19 protein-coding genes are annotated in these 17389 nt (G+C 65.9%); 15 read left to right on the top strand and 4 right to left on the bottom strand.

Translation table 11 applies throughout. From position 1 onward, the window contains the following. Positions 1 to 409 precede the first annotated feature (409 nt). The 6 genes from ACAW63_RS17360 to ACAW63_RS17335 all read left to right on the top strand — a co-directional run bounded on the left by ACAW63_RS17360 (position 410) and on the right by ACAW63_RS17335 (position 6247). A complete protein-coding gene (locus tag ACAW63_RS17360; RefSeq protein ID WP_371227180.1) occupies positions 410 to 1075 on the top strand; it encodes a GntR family transcriptional regulator in 666 nt (221 codons plus the stop codon). A 106-nt stretch (positions 1076 to 1181) separates the two neighbouring features. Further along, positions 1182 to 1988 (top strand): ABC transporter substrate-binding protein, encoded by an 807-nt coding sequence (locus ACAW63_RS17355; protein ID WP_371227178.1) that lies wholly within the window; start codon positions 1182 to 1184, stop codon positions 1986 to 1988. 11 nt (positions 1989 to 1999) lie between these two features. Continuing rightward, on the top strand, positions 2000 to 2767 hold the full coding sequence (locus ACAW63_RS17350; RefSeq protein WP_371227176.1) for an amino acid ABC transporter permease: 768 nt from the start codon (positions 2000 to 2002) through the stop codon (positions 2765 to 2767). A 1-nt stretch (position 2768) separates the two neighbouring features. Beyond that, positions 2769 to 3548 carry an amino acid ABC transporter ATP-binding protein gene (locus tag ACAW63_RS17345; RefSeq protein ID WP_371227174.1) on the top strand — a complete coding sequence of 260 codons (780 nt, stop codon included), beginning with the start codon at positions 2769 to 2771 and terminating at the stop codon, positions 3546 to 3548. 100 nt (positions 3549 to 3648) lie between these two features. Further along, on the top strand, positions 3649 to 5265 hold the full coding sequence (locus tag ACAW63_RS17340) for a gamma-glutamyltransferase family protein (RefSeq protein ID WP_371227172.1): 1617 nt from the start codon (positions 3649 to 3651) through the stop codon (positions 5263 to 5265). A gap of 22 nt (positions 5266 to 5287) precedes the next feature. Next, positions 5288 to 6247, top strand: coding sequence for an aldo/keto reductase (locus ACAW63_RS17335; protein WP_371227171.1), 960 nt, complete (start codon positions 5288 to 5290; stop codon positions 6245 to 6247). A gap of 121 nt (positions 6248 to 6368) precedes the next feature. Here ACAW63_RS17335 and glsB read toward each other — a convergent pair whose 3' ends face one another. Both glsB and ACAW63_RS17325 read right to left on the bottom strand, forming a co-directional pair. Beyond that, positions 6369 to 7277, bottom strand: coding sequence for a glutaminase B (glsB, locus tag ACAW63_RS17330; RefSeq protein ID WP_371227170.1), 909 nt, complete (start codon positions 7275 to 7277; stop codon positions 6369 to 6371). 180 nt (positions 7278 to 7457) lie between these two features. Then, the gene (locus tag ACAW63_RS17325) at positions 7458 to 7667 is read right to left on the bottom strand and encodes a cold-shock protein (protein WP_207887261.1); all 210 of its coding nucleotides are present in this window, start codon (positions 7665 to 7667) and stop codon (positions 7458 to 7460) included. Positions 7668 to 7943: 276 nt separating this feature from the next. Between ACAW63_RS17325 and ACAW63_RS17320 the strand changes: the two genes are divergently transcribed. Continuing rightward, positions 7944 to 8111: a hypothetical protein gene (locus ACAW63_RS17320; protein ID WP_275607377.1), complete on the top strand. Its 168-nt coding sequence runs from the start codon at positions 7944 to 7946 to the stop codon at positions 8109 to 8111. Positions 8112 to 8355: 244 nt separating this feature from the next. Here ACAW63_RS17320 and ACAW63_RS17315 read toward each other — a convergent pair whose 3' ends face one another. Next, positions 8356 to 8901, bottom strand: a complete 546-nt coding sequence (locus ACAW63_RS17315) for an acireductone dioxygenase (RefSeq protein ID WP_371227169.1) — start codon at positions 8899 to 8901, stop codon at positions 8356 to 8358. Positions 8902 to 8911: 10 nt separating this feature from the next. Continuing rightward, positions 8912 to 9544, bottom strand: a complete 633-nt coding sequence (locus ACAW63_RS17310; protein ID WP_371227168.1) for a methylthioribulose 1-phosphate dehydratase — start codon at positions 9542 to 9544, stop codon at positions 8912 to 8914. A gap of 316 nt (positions 9545 to 9860) precedes the next feature. Between ACAW63_RS17310 and ACAW63_RS17305 the strand changes: the two genes are divergently transcribed. The 8 genes from ACAW63_RS17305 to ACAW63_RS17270 all read left to right on the top strand — a co-directional run bounded on the left by ACAW63_RS17305 (position 9861) and on the right by ACAW63_RS17270 (position 17342). Next, positions 9861 to 10781: an ABC transporter substrate-binding protein gene (locus ACAW63_RS17305; RefSeq protein WP_371227166.1), complete on the top strand. Its 921-nt coding sequence runs from the start codon at positions 9861 to 9863 to the stop codon at positions 10779 to 10781. After that, positions 10778 to 11923, top strand: a complete 1146-nt coding sequence (locus ACAW63_RS17300) for a phosphotransferase enzyme family protein (protein WP_371227164.1) — start codon at positions 10778 to 10780, stop codon at positions 11921 to 11923. Before ACAW63_RS17305 ends, ACAW63_RS17300 begins: the two co-directional genes overlap by 4 nt. Before the next feature lies 1 nt (position 11924). Next, positions 11925 to 12800, top strand: coding sequence for a sulfurtransferase (locus ACAW63_RS17295; protein ID WP_371227162.1), 876 nt, complete (start codon positions 11925 to 11927; stop codon positions 12798 to 12800). A gap of 112 nt (positions 12801 to 12912) precedes the next feature. Beyond that, entirely contained in the window at positions 12913 to 15081 is a 2169-nt protein-coding gene (locus tag ACAW63_RS17290) for a TonB-dependent siderophore receptor (protein WP_371227160.1), read from the top strand. A 12-nt stretch (positions 15082 to 15093) separates the two neighbouring features. Further along, positions 15094 to 15687 (top strand): nicotinamide riboside transporter PnuC, encoded by a 594-nt coding sequence (gene pnuC / locus ACAW63_RS17285; RefSeq protein ID WP_371227158.1) that lies wholly within the window; start codon positions 15094 to 15096, stop codon positions 15685 to 15687. 8 nt (positions 15688 to 15695) lie between these two features. Next, positions 15696 to 16433, top strand: a complete 738-nt coding sequence (locus tag ACAW63_RS17280; RefSeq protein WP_371227156.1) for a UTRA domain-containing protein — start codon at positions 15696 to 15698, stop codon at positions 16431 to 16433. A 114-nt stretch (positions 16434 to 16547) separates the two neighbouring features. Then, positions 16548 to 16709 carry a hypothetical protein gene (locus tag ACAW63_RS17275; RefSeq protein WP_371227154.1) on the top strand — a complete coding sequence of 54 codons (162 nt, stop codon included), beginning with the start codon at positions 16548 to 16550 and terminating at the stop codon, positions 16707 to 16709. Positions 16710 to 16712: 3 nt separating this feature from the next. Then, the gene (locus ACAW63_RS17270; protein WP_371227152.1) at positions 16713 to 17342 is read left to right on the top strand and encodes a helix-turn-helix domain-containing protein; all 630 of its coding nucleotides are present in this window, start codon (positions 16713 to 16715) and stop codon (positions 17340 to 17342) included. The last annotated feature ends 47 nt before the right edge of the window (positions 17343 to 17389 follow it).

Below are 17389 nucleotides of genomic sequence, written 5' to 3'. Positions count from 1 at the left end.
CGATCGAGAGCTCTTCGGCCCGACTACGAACACCTCGTAGCTACTAACGACCCATGCGAACAGCGGTTCGTCCTCCCTTGAATAGCCTCCATCAGCTTCGGGGCGGCGGCCGTCCCCGGCCAGAACCCGCTACTTCCCCCAAACGGTCACTCATGCACAGCAGGTATCGGCCGATGGGGTCGGGTGAGTCCCGACTGGGAATCGGCCGGTGTTACGAAGGCGCTCGCTGCGCACCGGAACGAGGCAGCGCGGTTACGTTCCGCCCCAGGCCGCACCGCCCCCGCATCACCGCCCTTCCCTGCCTATCTCATTCAAATCAATTACTTGAGTGTGTTTCTCGCACCTGGCACGGCTCGTGCATTTTTGAATACATGGATAATTGGATCCAAACATCCAAAGGAGCAATCCCATGCGCCTGGTACCCACGCCGCGCCAACCCATGAGTGCCGAAGACGAGGCCTACGATTACCTCCTCGAGGCCATCTGCACCGGCCGCTTCAAGACGGGCGACCGCCTCGTCGCCGAAGACATCGCCAACGACATCGGCATGAGCCGCATGCCGGTGCGCGGCGCCTTCAAGCGTCTGGATGCCGAAGGCCTGGTCACCCTGCGGCCGAATCGGGGCGCCATCGTCAGCGGCCTGAACATCGAGGAAATGCACGAAGTCTTCGAGATGCGCAGCGCTCTCGAAGGCCTGGCTATCCGCGTTGCCGTTCCCAGGCTCACCGAGCGCGACATCGCCCGCCTGGAACGCATGCTCGACGAGATGGACGACTACCGCGACGACAGCGCCCAGTGGGTCAGCCGTCACCGCGCCTTCCACGAATACCTCTGCAGCCTCGCCGGACGCCCGCGGCTGATGCGCCAGATCACCGCGCTGTACTCGGTGATCGAACCGCACATGCGCCTGTGGCTGCAGCACGTCGACAAGCCCATGAGCGCCCGCGAGGAGCACGCCGTGATCCTCGAAGCCCTGCACTCGGGCGATGCCCGCGAGGCCGAGCGGGTGATTCGCGAGCACATCGAGGGAACCATTCCTTCCCTGGCGAGATTCCTGGAGGCGCGGACCTCCTGAGGCGCAAGCCTTGTGAAAACCGAGCAAGTCCTTCGAAGCAACGGGCGCCCAGACCCGTACTTCTGTGTCCCTGAACTGCCCCTGGCAACCCACCCCGGAGAGCAACATGTTCGAACGCAGGATCCCGCAGTGCCTTCTCGCCCTTTGCCTGGCCGCCCCGTTGGCGCATGCCGATGTGAAGATTCCCGAGCGCTTGCAGAATGTCGACAAGGTGACCTTCTGCGGCGGCATGGACTCCCCGCCCATGGGTTTCTATGACGCCAACCAGAAGCTCACCGGCGTCACCATCGACCTGGGCGAGGCCATCGCCAAGCGACTGGGCGACAAGAAGATCGAATGGCGCATCACGCCCTTCTCCGGGCTGATCCCGGCGCTGCTGGCCAAGCAGTGCGACATGCTGGTGGACCAGCTGTTCGACAAGCCCGAACGGCGCGAAGTGATCGACATGGTCAACTACATGTATTCCAGCCAGGCCGTGGTAGTCGCCAAGGGCAACCCCGAGGGCATCCGCAGCCTGGACGACCTCTCCGGCAAGAAGGTCGCGGTGCTCAACGGCTCCACCATCCGCACCCTGCTCGACGCCCACAACGAGAAACTGGCCAAGGCCGGCAAGCCGCCGATGAAGGTGGTGGTCTACAACACCGACACCGACGCCTTCCAGTCCCTGCGCATCCGCCAGACCGACGCCTACGGCACCACCGTGGAAACCGCCGGCTACTACCAGAGCATGGCGCCGGACCTGTTCGAGATCGGCGTGCCGGCCTTCGCGCGCATCCTCACCGGGCTGGGCATCCGCAAGGAAGACAAGCAGCTCAGCGAAGCCGTCACGCAGATCATCAAGGACATGCAGGCCGACGGCAGCTACACCACGCTCCTGGCCAAGTGGCACATCGAAGGCGACAAACTGGACTGAGGTAACGAGACATGAACTTCAGTTGGGACGTGTTCTGGCAGTACCTGCTGCGACCGAGCGACATCTACCTCTACGGCCTCTGGCTGACCTGCGTGATCGCCGTCAGCGCCATGCTCCTGGGCTGCGTGCTCGGGCTGCTGGCGGCGCTGATGCGGCTGTCCTCCAAACCGCTGCTGCAATACCCGGTGCGCTTCTACGTGTGGCTGATGCGCGGCACGCCGCTGCTGGTGCAGATCGTCTTCCTCTACACCGCGCTGGCCGCCGGCGGCGTCTTCCGCTTCGAGGACCTGGACCTGGGGCTGTTCATCCTGCCCGGCAACATCCAGGCGGCGATCATCGCCCTGGGCCTCAACGAAGGCGCCTACATGGCCGAGATCATCCGCGCCGGCATCGGCGCGGTGGACAAGGGCCAGTACGAGGCCGGCAAATCCCTGGGGATGACCTTCCCCAGGCTGATGCGCCGCATCGTGCTGCCCCAGGCCTTCCGGGTGATAGTTCCGCCGCTGGGCAACGAGTTCAACGTGATGCTGAAGAACACCACCCTGGTCAGCGTGATCGGCGTGCAGGAACTGCTGCTGAGCACCCAGATGGTCACCTCGGCGACCTTCCGCGTGTTCGAGCTGTACCTGGTCGTGGCCATCTACTTCCTCGCCCTGACCACGCTGTGGGGCTTCTTCCAGCGCTGGCTGGAAGCGCGCTTCGGCAAATCCGACGGCCAGGCCGCCGCACCGAACCGCATGTTCGGCCGGCAGGCGATGAAACTGCTGAGGGGGCGTTGAGATGATCCCGGACATGAAAGACGTGGTGATCCAGGCCCGCGACGTGCACAAGGCCTTTGGCGACCTGGAAATCCTCAAGGGCGTCTCCCTGGAAGTACGCCGTGGCGAAGTGGTGGTGCTGATCGGCGCCTCGGGCTCGGGCAAGACCACCTTCATCCGTTGCATGAACCACCTGGAAGACATCCAGGGCGGCAGCATCCGCGTCAACGGCGAGCTGATGGGCTACCGCGAGCGCCCGGACGGCAAGCTGGTGCGCGACTCGGAAAGCAATATCGCCCGCCGCCGCCGCGACATCGGCATGGTGTTCCAGCGCTTCAACCTGTTCCCGCACATGACCGTGCTGGAGAACATCATCGAAGCGCCGACCCAGGTGCTCGGCGTGCCGCGCGGCGAAGCGCTGGACCAGGCGCGCCGGCTGCTGGCGCGGGTGCGCCTGTCGGACAAGGCCGAGCACTACCCCGGCCAGCTCTCCGGCGGCCAGCAACAGCGCGTGGCCATCGCCCGCGCCCTGGCGATGAAGCCCCAGGCCATGCTCTTCGACGAACCCACCAGCGCGCTGGACCCGGAGACCGTGGGCGAAGTGCTGCAGGTGATGAAAGAGCTGGCCGACGAAGGCATGACCATGGTGGTCGTCACCCACGAGATGGGCTTCGCCCGCGAAGTGGCCGACCGCGTGGTGGTGCTGCACCAGGGCGAACTCATCGAGGAAGGCCCGCCGGCGCAGGTCTTCGGCAATCCGCACCACCCGCGCACGCGGGAATTCCTCAGCCGCGTTCTCTGATCGCCCATGCCTCTGACGACCTGCCGCCGAAAACCCAGCGCGTGATCACCCGCGAATGGACCCGAATCAAGACTGACCGCTGAACCGAAGAGAGTTTTCCATGCTGAGCTTCTCTGCCCACGAATATCCCTACGCCTCCCAGCGCCAGAGCGTGTTTGCCCGCAACGGCATGGTCGCCACCTCGCAGCCGCTGGCGGCCGAGGCCGGCATCGCCATGTTGCGAGCCGGCGGTAATGCCATCGACGCCGCCATCGCCAGCGCCGCCGCGCTGACCGTGGTCGAACCCACCGGTTGCGCCATTGGCGGCGACGCCTTCGCCCTGGTCTGGGTCAAGGACCAGCTGCACGGCCTGGACGCCAGCGGCCACGCGCCCGCCTCCATCTCCATCGACAAGGTGAAAGCCGCAGGCTTTGAGAAGATGCCGGTACACGGCTGGCTGCCGGTCACCGTGCCGGGCATTCCCTCGGCCTGGGCGGAGCTGTCCGCGCGCTTCGGCAAGCTGCCCTTCGCCGATCTGCTGCAACCGGCCATCGCCCTCGCCCGCGACGGTTTCCCGGTGTCCCCGGTGGTCGCCCACCAGTGGGAAATCGCCCGTCGCGAATACCAGGAAAGCCGCGCCGCCGTACCAGCGCTGGAAGCCTGGTTCGACACCTTCACCGTCAACGGCGAAGCGCCGCACGCCGGCCAGCTGTTCCGCAACCCGGCCCAGGCGAAAACCCTCGCCGAGCTGGCCGAGACGAAGTGCGAAAGCTTCTACCGGGGCGCCCTCGCCCAGCGCCTGGCTGCGCACTCCGCCGCCACCGGCGGCGAGCTGAGCGCGGCGGACCTGGCCGGTTACAAGCCCAAGTGGGTCGAGCCGATCAGGACCCGCTACCGCGGCTACGACGTCTGGGAAATCCCGCCCGCCGGCCAGGGGCTGATCGCCCTGATGACCCTGAACATCCTCCAGGGCTACGACTTCGACCAGCGCGACAGCCAGCTCACCTGGCACCGCCAGCTCGAAGCGATGAAGAAGGCCTACGCCGACGGCCTGCACTACATCACCGACGCCGAGCACATGCGCGTCAGCACCGCAGCGCTGCTCTCCGACGACTACGCCGCGCGCCGCCGCGCCGAGATCGGCGAATACGCCGCCGAGCCCAGGCACGGCGACCCGCACGCCAGCGGAACCGTGTACATCGCCGCCGCCGACGGCGAAGGCAACATGGTCTCCTTCATCCAGAGCGCCTACCACGGCTTCGGCTCCGGCGTGGTGCTGCCCGACAGCGGCATCGGCCTGCAGAACCGTGGCTCGGAATTCAGCCTCGACCCTGCGCACTCCAACGCTCTGGCGCCGGGCAAGAAGACCTTCCACACCATCATCCCCGGCTTCCTCAGCAAGGACGGTGTGGCTGTCGGCCCGTTCGGCGTGATGGGTGGCTACATGCAGCCCCAGGGGCACGTGCAGATGGTGATGAACCTGGTGGACTTCGGCCTCAACCCGCAAGCCGCGCTGGACGCCCCGCGCTGGCAGTGGCTGGGAGGGATGAAGGTGGGCATCGAGCAGACGGCCTCGCGCGACCTGGCCTTCGCCCTCGCCCGCCGCGGTCACCAGGTGGAGGTGAGCTGCGACCTGACCGACTACGGCCGCGGCCAGATCATCGTCCGCGACCCGGAGACCGGCGTGCTCTGCGGCGGTACGGAACCCAGGGCCGACTCGCATATCGCGGTCTGCTGACAGCCATTGGCCAGGAGCCAACATGATCCTCAAAGCCATGCCGGCCAGCGAACTGGCCATTTCCCCGCTCGTCCTGGGCGGCAACGTGTTCGGCTGGACGATCGACGAGCCCCGCTCGCTGCGCCTGCTCGACGCCTTCCTCGACGCCGGCCTGAACAGCATCGACACCGCGGACATGTATTCGGCATGGGTGCCGGGGCACAGCGGCGGCGAGTCGGAGTCCATCATCGGCAAGTGGCTCGCACGCCATCCTGGCCAGCGCGACCGCATCACGCTGTTCAGCAAGGTCGGCGCCGAACTCTCGTCGACCCGCAAGGGTCTGTCGCGACGCTGGATACTGCAGGCCGCGGAGGATTCGCTGCGGCGCCTGCAGACCGACTACATCGACCTCTACTTCTCGCACTACCCGGACCCGGAAACGCCGCACGAGGAAACCCTGCGCGCCTACGAGGAACTGATCGCCGCCGGCAAGGTACGCGCCATCGGCGCCTCCAACTTCAGCCCGGCGCAGTTGCAGGCGGCCAAGGCAACCGCCGACGAGCTGATGCTGCCGCACTACTCGGCGCTGCAGGTGGAATACAACCTCTACGACCGCGCCGGATTCGAGTCCGACATCCAGCCGCTGGCCATCGACCAGGGCTGTGCGGTGGTCACCTACTTCAGCCTCGCCTCCGGCTTCCTCTCGGGGAAATACCGCCGCCTCGCCGACCTCGGCGACAGCGCCCGTCGCGAAGACCTGGAGAAATACTTCGACGATCGCGGCATGCGCATCCTCACGGCGCTGCACCGGGTCGCCAATGAGCATGGCGCCTGCCCTGCAGAAGTCACCCTCGCCTGGTTGCGGCAACAACCGGGGGTCAGCGCGCCGATCGCCAGCGCCACCAGCGAAACCCAGCTGGCCGCCCTGGTTCGCGCCAGTCGCCTGAAGCTTGATGGCGAAAGCCTGGCGTTGCTCGACCACGCCAGCCGGGCGGAGGCGTAGGTTGCTTGCACGCCGCGTGGAGGGGCGCACAGATACCTGTCAGAGTGCGACGACTACGCCCCGCAAATCCCAACGCGGTGGCCTCTTCTCCTCTGGCGCGCGCAATGGGCCAGTCCGCTGATCAGAACACCGACCACCCAATCCGCGAACTAAGCAGTTCGAGCGCCGCCATCCCGGCGTAGGAGTTACCCGCGGCATTCAACTCCGGCGACCACACGCATACGGTAAATTGACCCGGCACTATCGCCACGATCCCGCCACCCACGCCACTCTTGCCCGGCAACCCCACGCGGTAGGCGAAATTCCCTGCTTCGTCATACAGCCCGCTGGTGGCCATGATCGAGTTCACCTGCTGGGTCTGGCGCCGGGTCAGAATCTGCTCGCCACTGTGCTTGCAGAACCCATCGTTGGCCAGAAAACAGAAGGCTCGGGCCAGATCGAGGCAATTCATCTGCAGCGCGCAGTAGCTGAAATAGCTGCGCAACACCGTCTCGACCTCGTTATGGAAGTTGCCGAACGACTGCATCAGGTAAGCCATGGCGGCGTTGCGCGCGCGGAACTGATACTCCGAATCGGCTACACGGGTATCGATCGATATGTGGGGATTGCCCGACAGGCGCCGCACGAAATCGCGCATCGACAGAATGGGGGCTGCAAAGCGCGATTGGTTGATGTCGCAGATCACCAACGCCCCCGCGTTGATAAAGGGATTACGTGGGCGCCCGCGCTCGAACTCCAACTGCACCAGCGAGTTGAACGGCTGGCCCGAGGGCTCATGTCCCAGCCGTTCCCAGATGGCTTCACCGGAGTGGCCAATCGCCTGAACCAGACTGAACACCTTGGAAATGCTTTGCACCGAAAACGGCACCAACGCGTCGCCTGCGCAGTAATAGCTGCCATCGTTGCCATAAACCGCGATGCCCAGCTGATGGGCCGGGACATCAGCCAGCGCGGGGATGTAGTCAGCCACTTTACCCTTGCCGATCAAGGGACGTACTTCTTCGAGAATCTCGTTCAACAGCGTTTGCATGGAAGGCCCTGTTATCAGACCCCAGACGACGGCACGGGGCAGCATCCTTGACGCAGACCGAGCAGGAGAGATCACACATTCGACATCAAAATGGCGGCGGTGTATTTGCAGGATGAAATCCAACCGACCTGGAAACGAAAAAGCCCCGCATTAGCGGGGCTTTCGACTTTGGCTTGGCCGTTACAAAGCCTGCACCTGATCGGCCTGAGGGCCTTTCGCGCCGTTGGTCACGTAGAAGCTGACGCGCTGACCTTCGTCCAGCGTTTTATAGCCAGTACTCTCGATCGCTCGGAAATGAACAAAGACGTCCGCACCACTTTCGGGGGTGATGAAACCAAAACCCTTTTCAGGGTTGAACCACTTTACGGTACCAGTTTGACGAGTAGTCATGATGAATCTCCAAAAAGTTCATGCCATGCAACATGCGAGGCACGACTGGATGCGAAGTGAAGAGGGGCCGCAAAGATGGAGAATCACGAAGACAAAACATCGATCGGTGCCGCTAAACCGAGCAGGCAGGAGGTCACCATACAGACTTTGCATGGAATAGATAGGGAAATCTCAGGAATTTGCCGATATCGGTCGGACGGTCGGGAGTGAGCACAATATGTGCGTATAGTGGGTCGCTAGCCACCAACGTGGTGGCTCATCACCTCAGGTGAACTGATGTCCAATTCAGAAATCAAAACCGAGCGTTCGGAGCTGGATAAGAAAATTTCAGCATTTCTTTCTAAAGGCGGAGAGATTCAGGAAATTCCCGCCGGCAGGTACGGCCGCAAGGAGCCGTTCAAGCGTGCCGAGTGGACCATAGGCAAGAAAAAGCCGGAGGCTTGATCCTCCAGAAATGGAAAAGGCCGCACCTATCGATGCGGCCTTCTTGTTATGTGGCTCTCCTGAAGTTCGCCATGGGCCACGCCGAGCAAAGGCAGATTCCGGCCAGGAGCGGACATATAAGACCGAGAAGAAAGGATTGTCGGCGGCATGGTTGATCCTTGCCGCTCGATGTCGGACGGAACGGCCCCCCCCATCGCCAGTACCCGCATTGGAGCAGCCAATGGCGCCCGCAACCTCTCCTGTTTCAGAGACCGAGCAACGGAAAACGCTTGGCGATGTCGTCGCCGGTGAACTTGGCGACCCAGCCCTCGGCGTTGTTGAACAGGCGGATCGCCACGAAGTGCGGGCGCTCACCCATGTCGAACCAGTGGCGGGTGCCGGCCGGCACCGAGATCAGGTCGTTCTTCTCGCACAGCACGGCATAGACGTGATCCTCGATGTGCAGGGTGAACAGCCCGCGACCGGCAACGAAGAAGCGCACCTCGTCCTCGCCGTGGCGGTGTTCATCGAGGAACTTGGCGCGAAGTTCGTCCTTCTGCGGGTGATCGGCGCTCAGGCTGACCACGTCCACGGTGACGTAGCCCTCCTCCTCCTGCAGGCGGCGGATCTCGTGCTGGTAGGCGGCGAGCACCTCCTCCTGGCTGGCGCCGGGGGCGATGGGCGCATTGGCCTGCCAGCGCTGGAAACGCACGCCGACGGCGCCCAGGGTCGAGGCGATGTCCTCGGCATGAGTCAGCAGCTTCAGCGGCTGCTCGGGGCTCGATTCGTGGTAGACGGTCAGGCTGCTCATGGACGGTTCCTCAGATCGCTGAATTCGCCCAGCGAAGGCTCAATATTTTCAGTTCGCATTCGAAGAGAAACTCGAAGGCTTCCACCTGGCGCAAGGCATCGGCCATGCGCGCCCCCCATGTGTACAGGCCATGGCCACGAATCAGATAACCGGGGCAGTTGGGATGGGCGTCGAGCCAGGGCTGCACCTTGGCGGCCAGGCGGGCGATGTCCTGGTCGTTGTCGAAGATCGGCACGGTGACGCGGCCTTCGTGGGTGGTGACGCCGGCGAAGGCCTTCTGCAGTTCGTAGTCTTCCAGCTCCAGGCGATCGCCGGGCGTGAGACGCGAAAGCACGGTGGCATTCACCGAATGGGTGTGCAGCACCGCGCCGATCTCCGCGCGCCAGGCGTAGAGCTGGGTGTGCAGCAAGGTTTCCGCCGACGGCTTCTTGCCCGGCTCCAGGCTGTTGCCGGCCAGATCGGTCTCCAGCAGGTCATCGACGCCCAACTGGCCCTTGTGCTTGCCCGAAACGGTGAGCAGCGCGCGGTCGGCCGCCAGGCGCGCCGAGTAGTTGCTGCTGGTGGCCGGCGACCAGCCGCGGCCGTGGAGGAAGCTCCCGGCTTCGATGATCTGCTGGGTGAGTGAATGGCGGGTATCGGTCATGAAAGGTCGCAGAGGCTGCTGGAGTGGGAATAGGCCGCCACTTTATCGACGACCCTGTACAACCCTAAATACCTTAATCGCATGAGGTAATAACCCGGCGGGAGGCCAGAAGGCCTGAGCCAGAGCGATCCTCGCCGCTCAGCATGGCAGTGGCTGCATTGCGAAGCGTGTTGATCAGCACGAGCGTCCGGCGACCTTTTTTATTCCTTACAATTATAAAAACCAGTAAAAATCATATTGGTATATACCAAATACTCTCCCCTTCAATACGCCCCATCGCAGTTGCCGGCCGCTGGCCGTATCGGAGAAAGGTTCCATGTTTGCCTTGCGGGTCATGCTCGAATACTTCCACCCCTGGCCCAATTCGGCCGGTTTCTACCTCGCCCGTGAACGCGGCTGGTACCGCGAGGCGGGGCTGGACGTAGAACTGGTGGTGCACGACCCCTACCACGGCGACACCCTCGACCACCTGGCGCGTGGCGCCGCCGCGTTCGGCGTGTTCCCCAGCAACCGACTGCTGGTGCGCCGCGAGCTGGGCCAGCCGCTGATTGGCGTGGCGGCGATCAACCACCGTGGCCTGGAGTCGATCCAGACCCTCACCGACAGCGGCATCCAACGGCCGCGCGACCTGCAGGGCAAGCGCCTGGCGCTCAACCCTACACCGCGCGGCCTGGCCATGGTGCGCCATCTGGTAAGCCAGGACGGCGGCGATCCCGATGCAGTGGAGCTGGTGGATGCCGGCTTCCGCGAGCTGCGCCCCGAGGACCTGGCCGCCGGCCTCGCCGACGCCAGCTTCGGCGGCTACTGGGCCTGGGAAGCCTTGCTGCCCAGTTCCATCGCCAACGAACGCCGCGTGGTGCTGCCGGTGGACGAGATCGGCGCGCCGCCCTATCACAGCTACCTGCTGGGTGCTCGCGAGGACTGGCTGGACGCCAATGCGGACATCGCGCGGCGCTTCCTCGCCGTCACGGCACGTGGTTTCCTGGCGGCAGCGGCGGATCCCGAGGCCGCGCTGCCGGTCTACGAACGCACCATTCCCTACTTTCCCCACCAGATGCTGGCAGAATCCCTGCGGCGCATCGCGCCCAGCTGGCTGCATCAAGGCCGCTGGGGCGAACAGCGCGAAGAACTGCTGCAGCCCTATGCCCAGTGGCTGCATGAATACGGTGTGCTGCGCGACCCGGAAGTCTGGCGCGGCGCCACCAGCAATGCCTGGCAAGTGGAGAATCCAGCATGACGAAACGCCTGAGCCACGGCATGGGCCTGGAACCGGTGGAGGCCGACTGGCCGGCGCTGGCCGAAGCGGAAGTCCGCGCGCTGCTCGCTGACTTTCCGGCCGCCGGCGACGAGGCCCGCCTGACCTGGCACAGCCCCCGGCCCTTCTCGGCCGCCGTGCTGGTGGAGACCGGCAGCGGCCCGCTGTTCGTCAAACGCCACCACCCGAGCGTGCGCACGGCTGAATGGCTGGCGGAGGAGCATGACTTTTTGGACCACCTGGCGCGCCGTGGCGCACCGGTCGCCCAGGTGCTGCGCGATGGCCAGGGCCGCAGCGCCATCGAGCGCGACGGCTGGACCTATGAAGTCCATCGAAAGGCCGAGGGCCTGGACCTGTACCGCGACGCGCTGTCCTGGACGCCGTTCCAGCACAACGCCCACGCCTTCGCCGCCGGCGCCACGCTGGCGAAGCTGCACCGCGCCGCCGAGGGTTTCGACGCACCGCCCCGCAGCGCCGGCGTGCTGGTCAGCAACCTGAACCTGTTCGGCGCAACGGACCCGCTGGCCGCCATCGAAGCGACCTTCCCCCAGGCGCCCGCCCTCGCCGACTACCTGCAGGCGCGCCCATGGAAGGAAACCCTCAGCGAGCTGCACCTGCCGCTGCAACGCGAACTGCTGCCCTACCTGCAGCGCCAGCCAGCTCTGTGGACCCACAACGACTGGCACGCCTCGAACCTGCTGTGGAGCGAGGACGGCCCGCAGGCGCAGGTGGTCTCGGTGCTGGACTTCGGCCTGAGCGACCGCAGCTTCGCGCTGTTCGACCTGGCCACCGCCATCGAACGCAACCTGGTGCCCTGGCTGGAGCTGGACCAGGGCCGCGCCGCCGTGGCCGACCTCGATGCACTGGACGCCCTGCTGCAGGGCTACGCCAGCGTGCGCCCGCTGAGCCGCGACGACCTGCTCGCGCTGGCCGCGCTATTGCCGCTGGTGCACGCGGATTTCGCGCTGTCGGAAGTCATCTACTTCCACGGCATCCTCGGCTCGGCCGAGAGCGCTTCGCTGGCCTACGAAAACTACCTGATCGGCCACACCCGCTGGTTCCTCGACAGCGAAGGCCAGCGCCTGCTGGACCATGTTCGCCAGCTGGCGGCGAAGGTGAACTGAGATGAGCGAACCCCTGGTCACCGCGCACTGGCTGGCCGCCGCGCTGGACGACCCGCGCCTGTGCCTGCTGGATGCCAGCGTGGAGCTGGCCGCCCCGGCATTCGACGGCGACTACCGCGTCGAAAGCGGCTACGCCGGCTGGCTCGCCGGGCACATTCGCGGTGCGCGGCATGCCGATCTGCTGGACGATCTGGCCGCTGCCGATGCGCCCTTCAGCTTCGCCTTGCCGGAGGCGCAATCAGCGCTGGATGCCTTGCAGGGACTGGGTATCCATGACGACTCGCTGATCGTGATCTACGACCGCAGCGACGGTTTCTGGGCCGCGCGCCTGTGGTGGATGCTGCGCAGCCTGGGCATCGACGCGGCGGTGCTGGATGGCGGCCTGCGCGCCTGGATCGCAGCCGGTTTTTCGCTGGAAGCAGGCGAATCACCCGCTGCCCGACGCAGGAAACTGTCGGCCCCGGCGCAGTACCGGAACGGCTTCTGGATCGACCGCCGCGACGTTGAACACGTCGTGGCGGGCGAAGCTGGCGGCACACTGGTCTGCGCGCTGTCCGCCGCCCTGTTCGATGGCAGCGCCGTCACCCGCTATGCCCGCCGCGGGCATATCCCCGGCAGCCGCAACCTGCCCGCACGCAGCCTGTTCGACGAGAACGGCTGCTACCGGCGCGGCGCGGCACTCAGCGAGGCCCTCGACGGGCTACGCGCGGCCGAGCCGCCGCTGTTGCTGTACTGCGGCGGCGGCATCTCCGCCGCCGCCCTCGCCCTGGCTTTGACCCTGACGGGGGAAACCCGAGTCGCGATCTACGACGGCTCGCTGCAGGAGTGGGCCGCAGAGCCTTCCCTGCCATTGACCACCGGAGCAGCTCCGGCCTGAGACCCCGTCAGCGGGCGATCACGACCAACACCCAAGGCCATCCGTTTCGCGCGGGAGGGGCTCGGCCCCGTGCATTCCCGGCGCACGCCCTGGCGATTTTCAGGAGCGTTCCATGCAGTACCTGCCGCGCCCCGCGCGCACGCGATTTCCCCTCAGCCTGCTGACCCTGGCCGTGCTGCTGGCCAGCAGTCCCGGCCATGCCGAGGACACCACTCTGGACACCGTCACGGTAACCGGCCACGACACCGACAGTTACGCCAGTAACCGCGCCTCGGTCGGTGGCTTCGGCGAGGCGCCGCTGCTCGACACGCCCGCGTCCATCTCGGTGTTCAACCAGGCCCTGCTCAAGGACCAGCAGGCGCGCCTGCTCAGCGACGTGCTGAAGAACGACGCCTCCACCGGCGAGGCCTACGCGCCGGTGGGCTATTACGAGAACTTCGAGATTCGCGGCTATTCGCTCAACGCCGCGAGCAGCTACAAGATCAATGGCCGCACCATCACCGGCGAGCAGAACGTGGCGCTGGAGAACAAGGAGCAGGTCGAGGCACTCAAGGGCTTGTCCGGCCTGCAGAGCGGCGTGTCCGAGCCGGGCGGGCTGATCAACTACGTCAGCAAGCGTCCGCAGGACGTGCGCTCGGTGACGCTCGGCACGGACGACGAAGGCGGTCGCTACGTCGCCACCGACGTCGGTGCCTGGCTCGACAGCGAGCAGACCGTCGGCGTGCGGCTCAACCTCGCCCACGACGACCTGCGCTCCTACATCGACCACACCGACGGCAATCGCGACTTCGCCTCGCTGGCGCTGGACTGGAACCTCTCGCCCAACGCCCTCTGGCAGTTCGACGCCGAGTACCAGAACCGCCGCCAGCCTTCGGCGCCGGGTTACCAGTTGCTCGGAGGCACGGAGCTGCCCCACGGCATCGACCCCCACGACCGCCTCGGTTACCAGAGCTGGGCCAATCCGGTGCGCATCGAGTCGCTGAACCTCAACACGCGCTTCGAATACCGCTTCGACGACGCCTGGACCGGCACCCTCAGCGCCTCGCGCAGCCGCGTGGTGATCGACGACTACAGTGCCTTTCCCTGGGGCTGCTACGGCGTGCCCAGTTGCGCGGCTTCTGCCGTGCCCAACTACTTCAGCCCCGAAGGCGACTACGACCTCTACGACTTCCGCAGCCCGGACGACACGCGGCGCAACGACGAACTGGAGGCCGCGCTGCACGGCCAGTTCGCCACCGGCTGGTTGCGCCACGAGCTGACCGTCGGCACTTCGGCCTTCCGCCGCGTGCTGGACAGCCGCCCGGAACTCAACGAGTGGGTCGGCACCGGCAACATCTACACTGGCATCGGCGCCGTGGCGCCTGCCGATGGCGAGCCCGGCCACAGCTATCGCCACCTCGACAGCCGCCAGTACGGCCTGTTCGCCAGCGACCGCCTCATCCTCGATGACCAGTGGCAGGTGGTCCTTGGCGGGCGCCAGGTGCACCTGGACGAACGCACCTTCGACAGAGAGGGCGACACCACCCGGCATACCCGCCGCTCGGAATTCCTGCCCAATGGCGCGCTGATCTTCAAGCCGCGCGAGGACATCTCGATCTACGGCAGCTACAGCAAGGGGCTTTCCCTGGGCGGCGAGGCACCCTGGTTCGCCAGCAACGCCGGCGACACCCTGGCGCCCACCTCCTCGCGCCAGGTCGAGTTCGGCATCAAGCAGGAGCTGGCCAGCTTCGACTGGAGCGCCGCGCTGTTCCAGATCCACCAGGCCTACCAGTTCGCCCGGCCCAACGGCGACGGTACCTTCACCTACGTGCAGCAGGGCCAGCAGAAGAACAGCGGGCTGGAGTTGTCCGCCAGTGGCCGGGTAACCTCCGCGCTGCAATTGAGCGGCAGCCTCGCGGCGATCCGTTCGCGGGTGGTGAACAGCGGCACGGACGACTACGAAGGCCACCAGGCGATCAACGTCCCGCGCCTGCGCGCCAGCCTGCAGGCCGACTATGCGTTGGCCGAGGTACCGGGGCTCTCGCTGCTCGGCGCGGCGCGCTGCAGCGGCGCCAAGTACGCCGACCGCGACGGCGCGGTGGAGGTTGGCGGCTACACCCTGTATGACGCCGGCGCGCGCTTCAGCACGCAGATCGGGGGCTACCCGACCGTGTTGCGGCTGAGCGTCGACAACCTGTTCGACAAGCGCTACTGGCGCGATGTCGGTGAATATTTCGGCGACGGTTACCTGTTCCAGGGTGCGCCGCGCACGGCTCGCCTGACGGCGAGCGTCAACTTCTGAGGTAAGCGCAACATGTCTGCTCTGGAAATCATCGCGGTGATCGTCAACGTGCTCGGCGTCTGGCTCACCGCCCGGCGCATCCGCTGGTGCTGGCCGGTGAACGTGGTGGCGGTGCTGCTCTACGCATGGATCTTCTTCAGCGTGAAGCTCTACTCCGACATGCTCCTGCAACTGATCTTCGTGGTGCTGCAGTTCTATGGCTGGTGGCAGTGGAGCCAGGGTGGCAGCGACCACGGCAAGGTGCGGGTAGAGCGCCTGCCGCTGGCCACCGCCCTCTCCAGTTGCCTGGCCGGCGCCGTCGGCGCCCTCGCCCTGGGCTGGGCGATGCATACCCACACCGACGCCGCCCTGCCCTGGCTGGACGCCGCGCTGACCGCCTTCAGCCTGGTGGCGAGCTTCTGGGCCGCGCGCAAGTACGTCGCCAGCTGGTGGCTGTGGATCATCCTCGACGTGGTCTACACCGGGGTCTTCCTCTACAAGGCGCTGTACCTCACCGCCGGGCTCTACGCTGGCTTCGTGGTGCTGGCGATCTACGGCCTGCTGGCCTGGCAGCGCGAACTGCGCGACGAACCGCCCAGCGCTCCGGCGCTGGCCGCCGGCAACTGAGGGCCGCCATGCTCTACCAGGCCACTCCACCGCACTACGCGCGCATCCGCGACCAGCTGGCCGCGGACATCGCCCAGAAGCGCTTCCTCGCCGGACAGAAACTGCCGCCCGAGCGCGACCTCGCCGAGCGCTTCGAGTGCACCCGCGTCACCCTGCGCCAGGCCCTGCAGCAACTGGAAACCGAGGGGCTGATCTACCGCGAGAACCGCCGCGGCTGGTACCTCAGCCCGCCGCGCATCGACTACGACCCGACGCGGCTGGTCAGCTTCATGGACTACGTGCGCCTGCAAGGCCGAGAACCGCTCACCGAATGCCTCAGCGCCGAACGCCGCCGCGCCGGGGCCTGGCTGGCCGCGCGAATGAACCTGCCGTCACCGGACGAACCGGTGTTCCGCCTGCACCGCCGCCGGCTGATCGACGGCCGCCCGGTGCTGGTGGAGATCAATACCCTGCTCGCCAGTTGGTGCCCCGACCTGCTCGACGCGCGCCTGGACCGCTCGCTGACCACCGTGCTGCGCGAGCGCTTCGGCAAGGTGCAGATGCGTTGCACGCTCAACCTGCGCCTGGGCACCGTGAACGACGACCAGGCCGAGCTGCTGCAACTGGCCTCCGGCGCCAGCAACCTGGTGCTGGAACGGCTGAACTACGCCGAGGATGGCCTGCTGGTGGAGTTCGACCAGGAATTCTGGCGGCCGGACGCGGTGTCCGTGGCGGTCCAGGCGGACTTCCCGTCGCGGCCGTTATAGCTTAATAAGTAATTACCAAATGCTAATTCAGTATTTCTGGTTCTAACAGAATCGCGGCTAGGCTAGCTCCAACTTCACCGCAACCGGCTTGTCTGCAAGCCTTCTGGAGCCGCCATGGACCGCACCGACAACGTCATCGATCTTGCCCGCCACCGCACGCGCCGCCAGGCACGCCGCCAGGCCGAGCTGATGTGGATGCTGTACGCGCAGCGCGCCGGCTACGACGCCTTCCAGATCGTCCAGCAGAGCCGCGACAGCGGCCTTCGCGAGGCCTGAGCCATGGGCCTGCCGCTCGCCACGGAGTTGCCCGCCGTGGCGTTCGACGCCACGACCGGCACACCCGAAGACCCCATCGGCGAACGGGTCGCCAGCAACCTGCTGCGCCTGCGCGCCAAGCGCAACCTCTCCCTCGACGGCCTGGCGCGCCTTTCCGGCGTGAGCCGGACCATGCTCGCGCAGATCGAATCCGGCCGCAGCGTTCCGTCGATCAAGGTGCTGTGCAAGATCGCCCAGGGCCTGAAAGTCTCGGTCGCCGCCTTCCTCGACGACCGCGCCTTCGAAGGCGTGGCCGTGCTTCCGGCACGGGAGAGCAAACGCCTGGTCAGCGGCGACGGCGCCTTCGTCAGCCGCGCGCTGTTCCCCTTCGACGTCTCGCGCCAGGTGGAATTCTACGAGTTGCGCCTGCAGGGCCTGGCCATCGAGCACTCCACCGGCCACGCGCCGGGCACCCAGGAAAACCTGGTGGTCGCCCAGGGCGTGCTGGAAATCAGCGTCAACGAGGAACGCTTCCTCCTCGGCACCGGCGACTCCATCCTGTTCTTCGCCGACCAGCCGCACAGCTACCGCAACCCCGCCGACAGCGACGCGGTCGCCTACCTCGTCACTACCTACGCCGAACGGCTGGACTGATTCCACCCGTCAAAAAACCAAAGGCCCGGCGGGTTTCCCCACCGGGC

The organism is Pseudomonas sp. QE6, assembly GCF_041379005.1.
Classification (GTDB): Bacteria; Pseudomonadota; Gammaproteobacteria; order Pseudomonadales; family Pseudomonadaceae; genus Pseudomonas.
The sequence above is the reverse complement of the archived record's forward strand: the minus strand, read 5'-3'. Positions and strand labels throughout refer to the sequence as shown.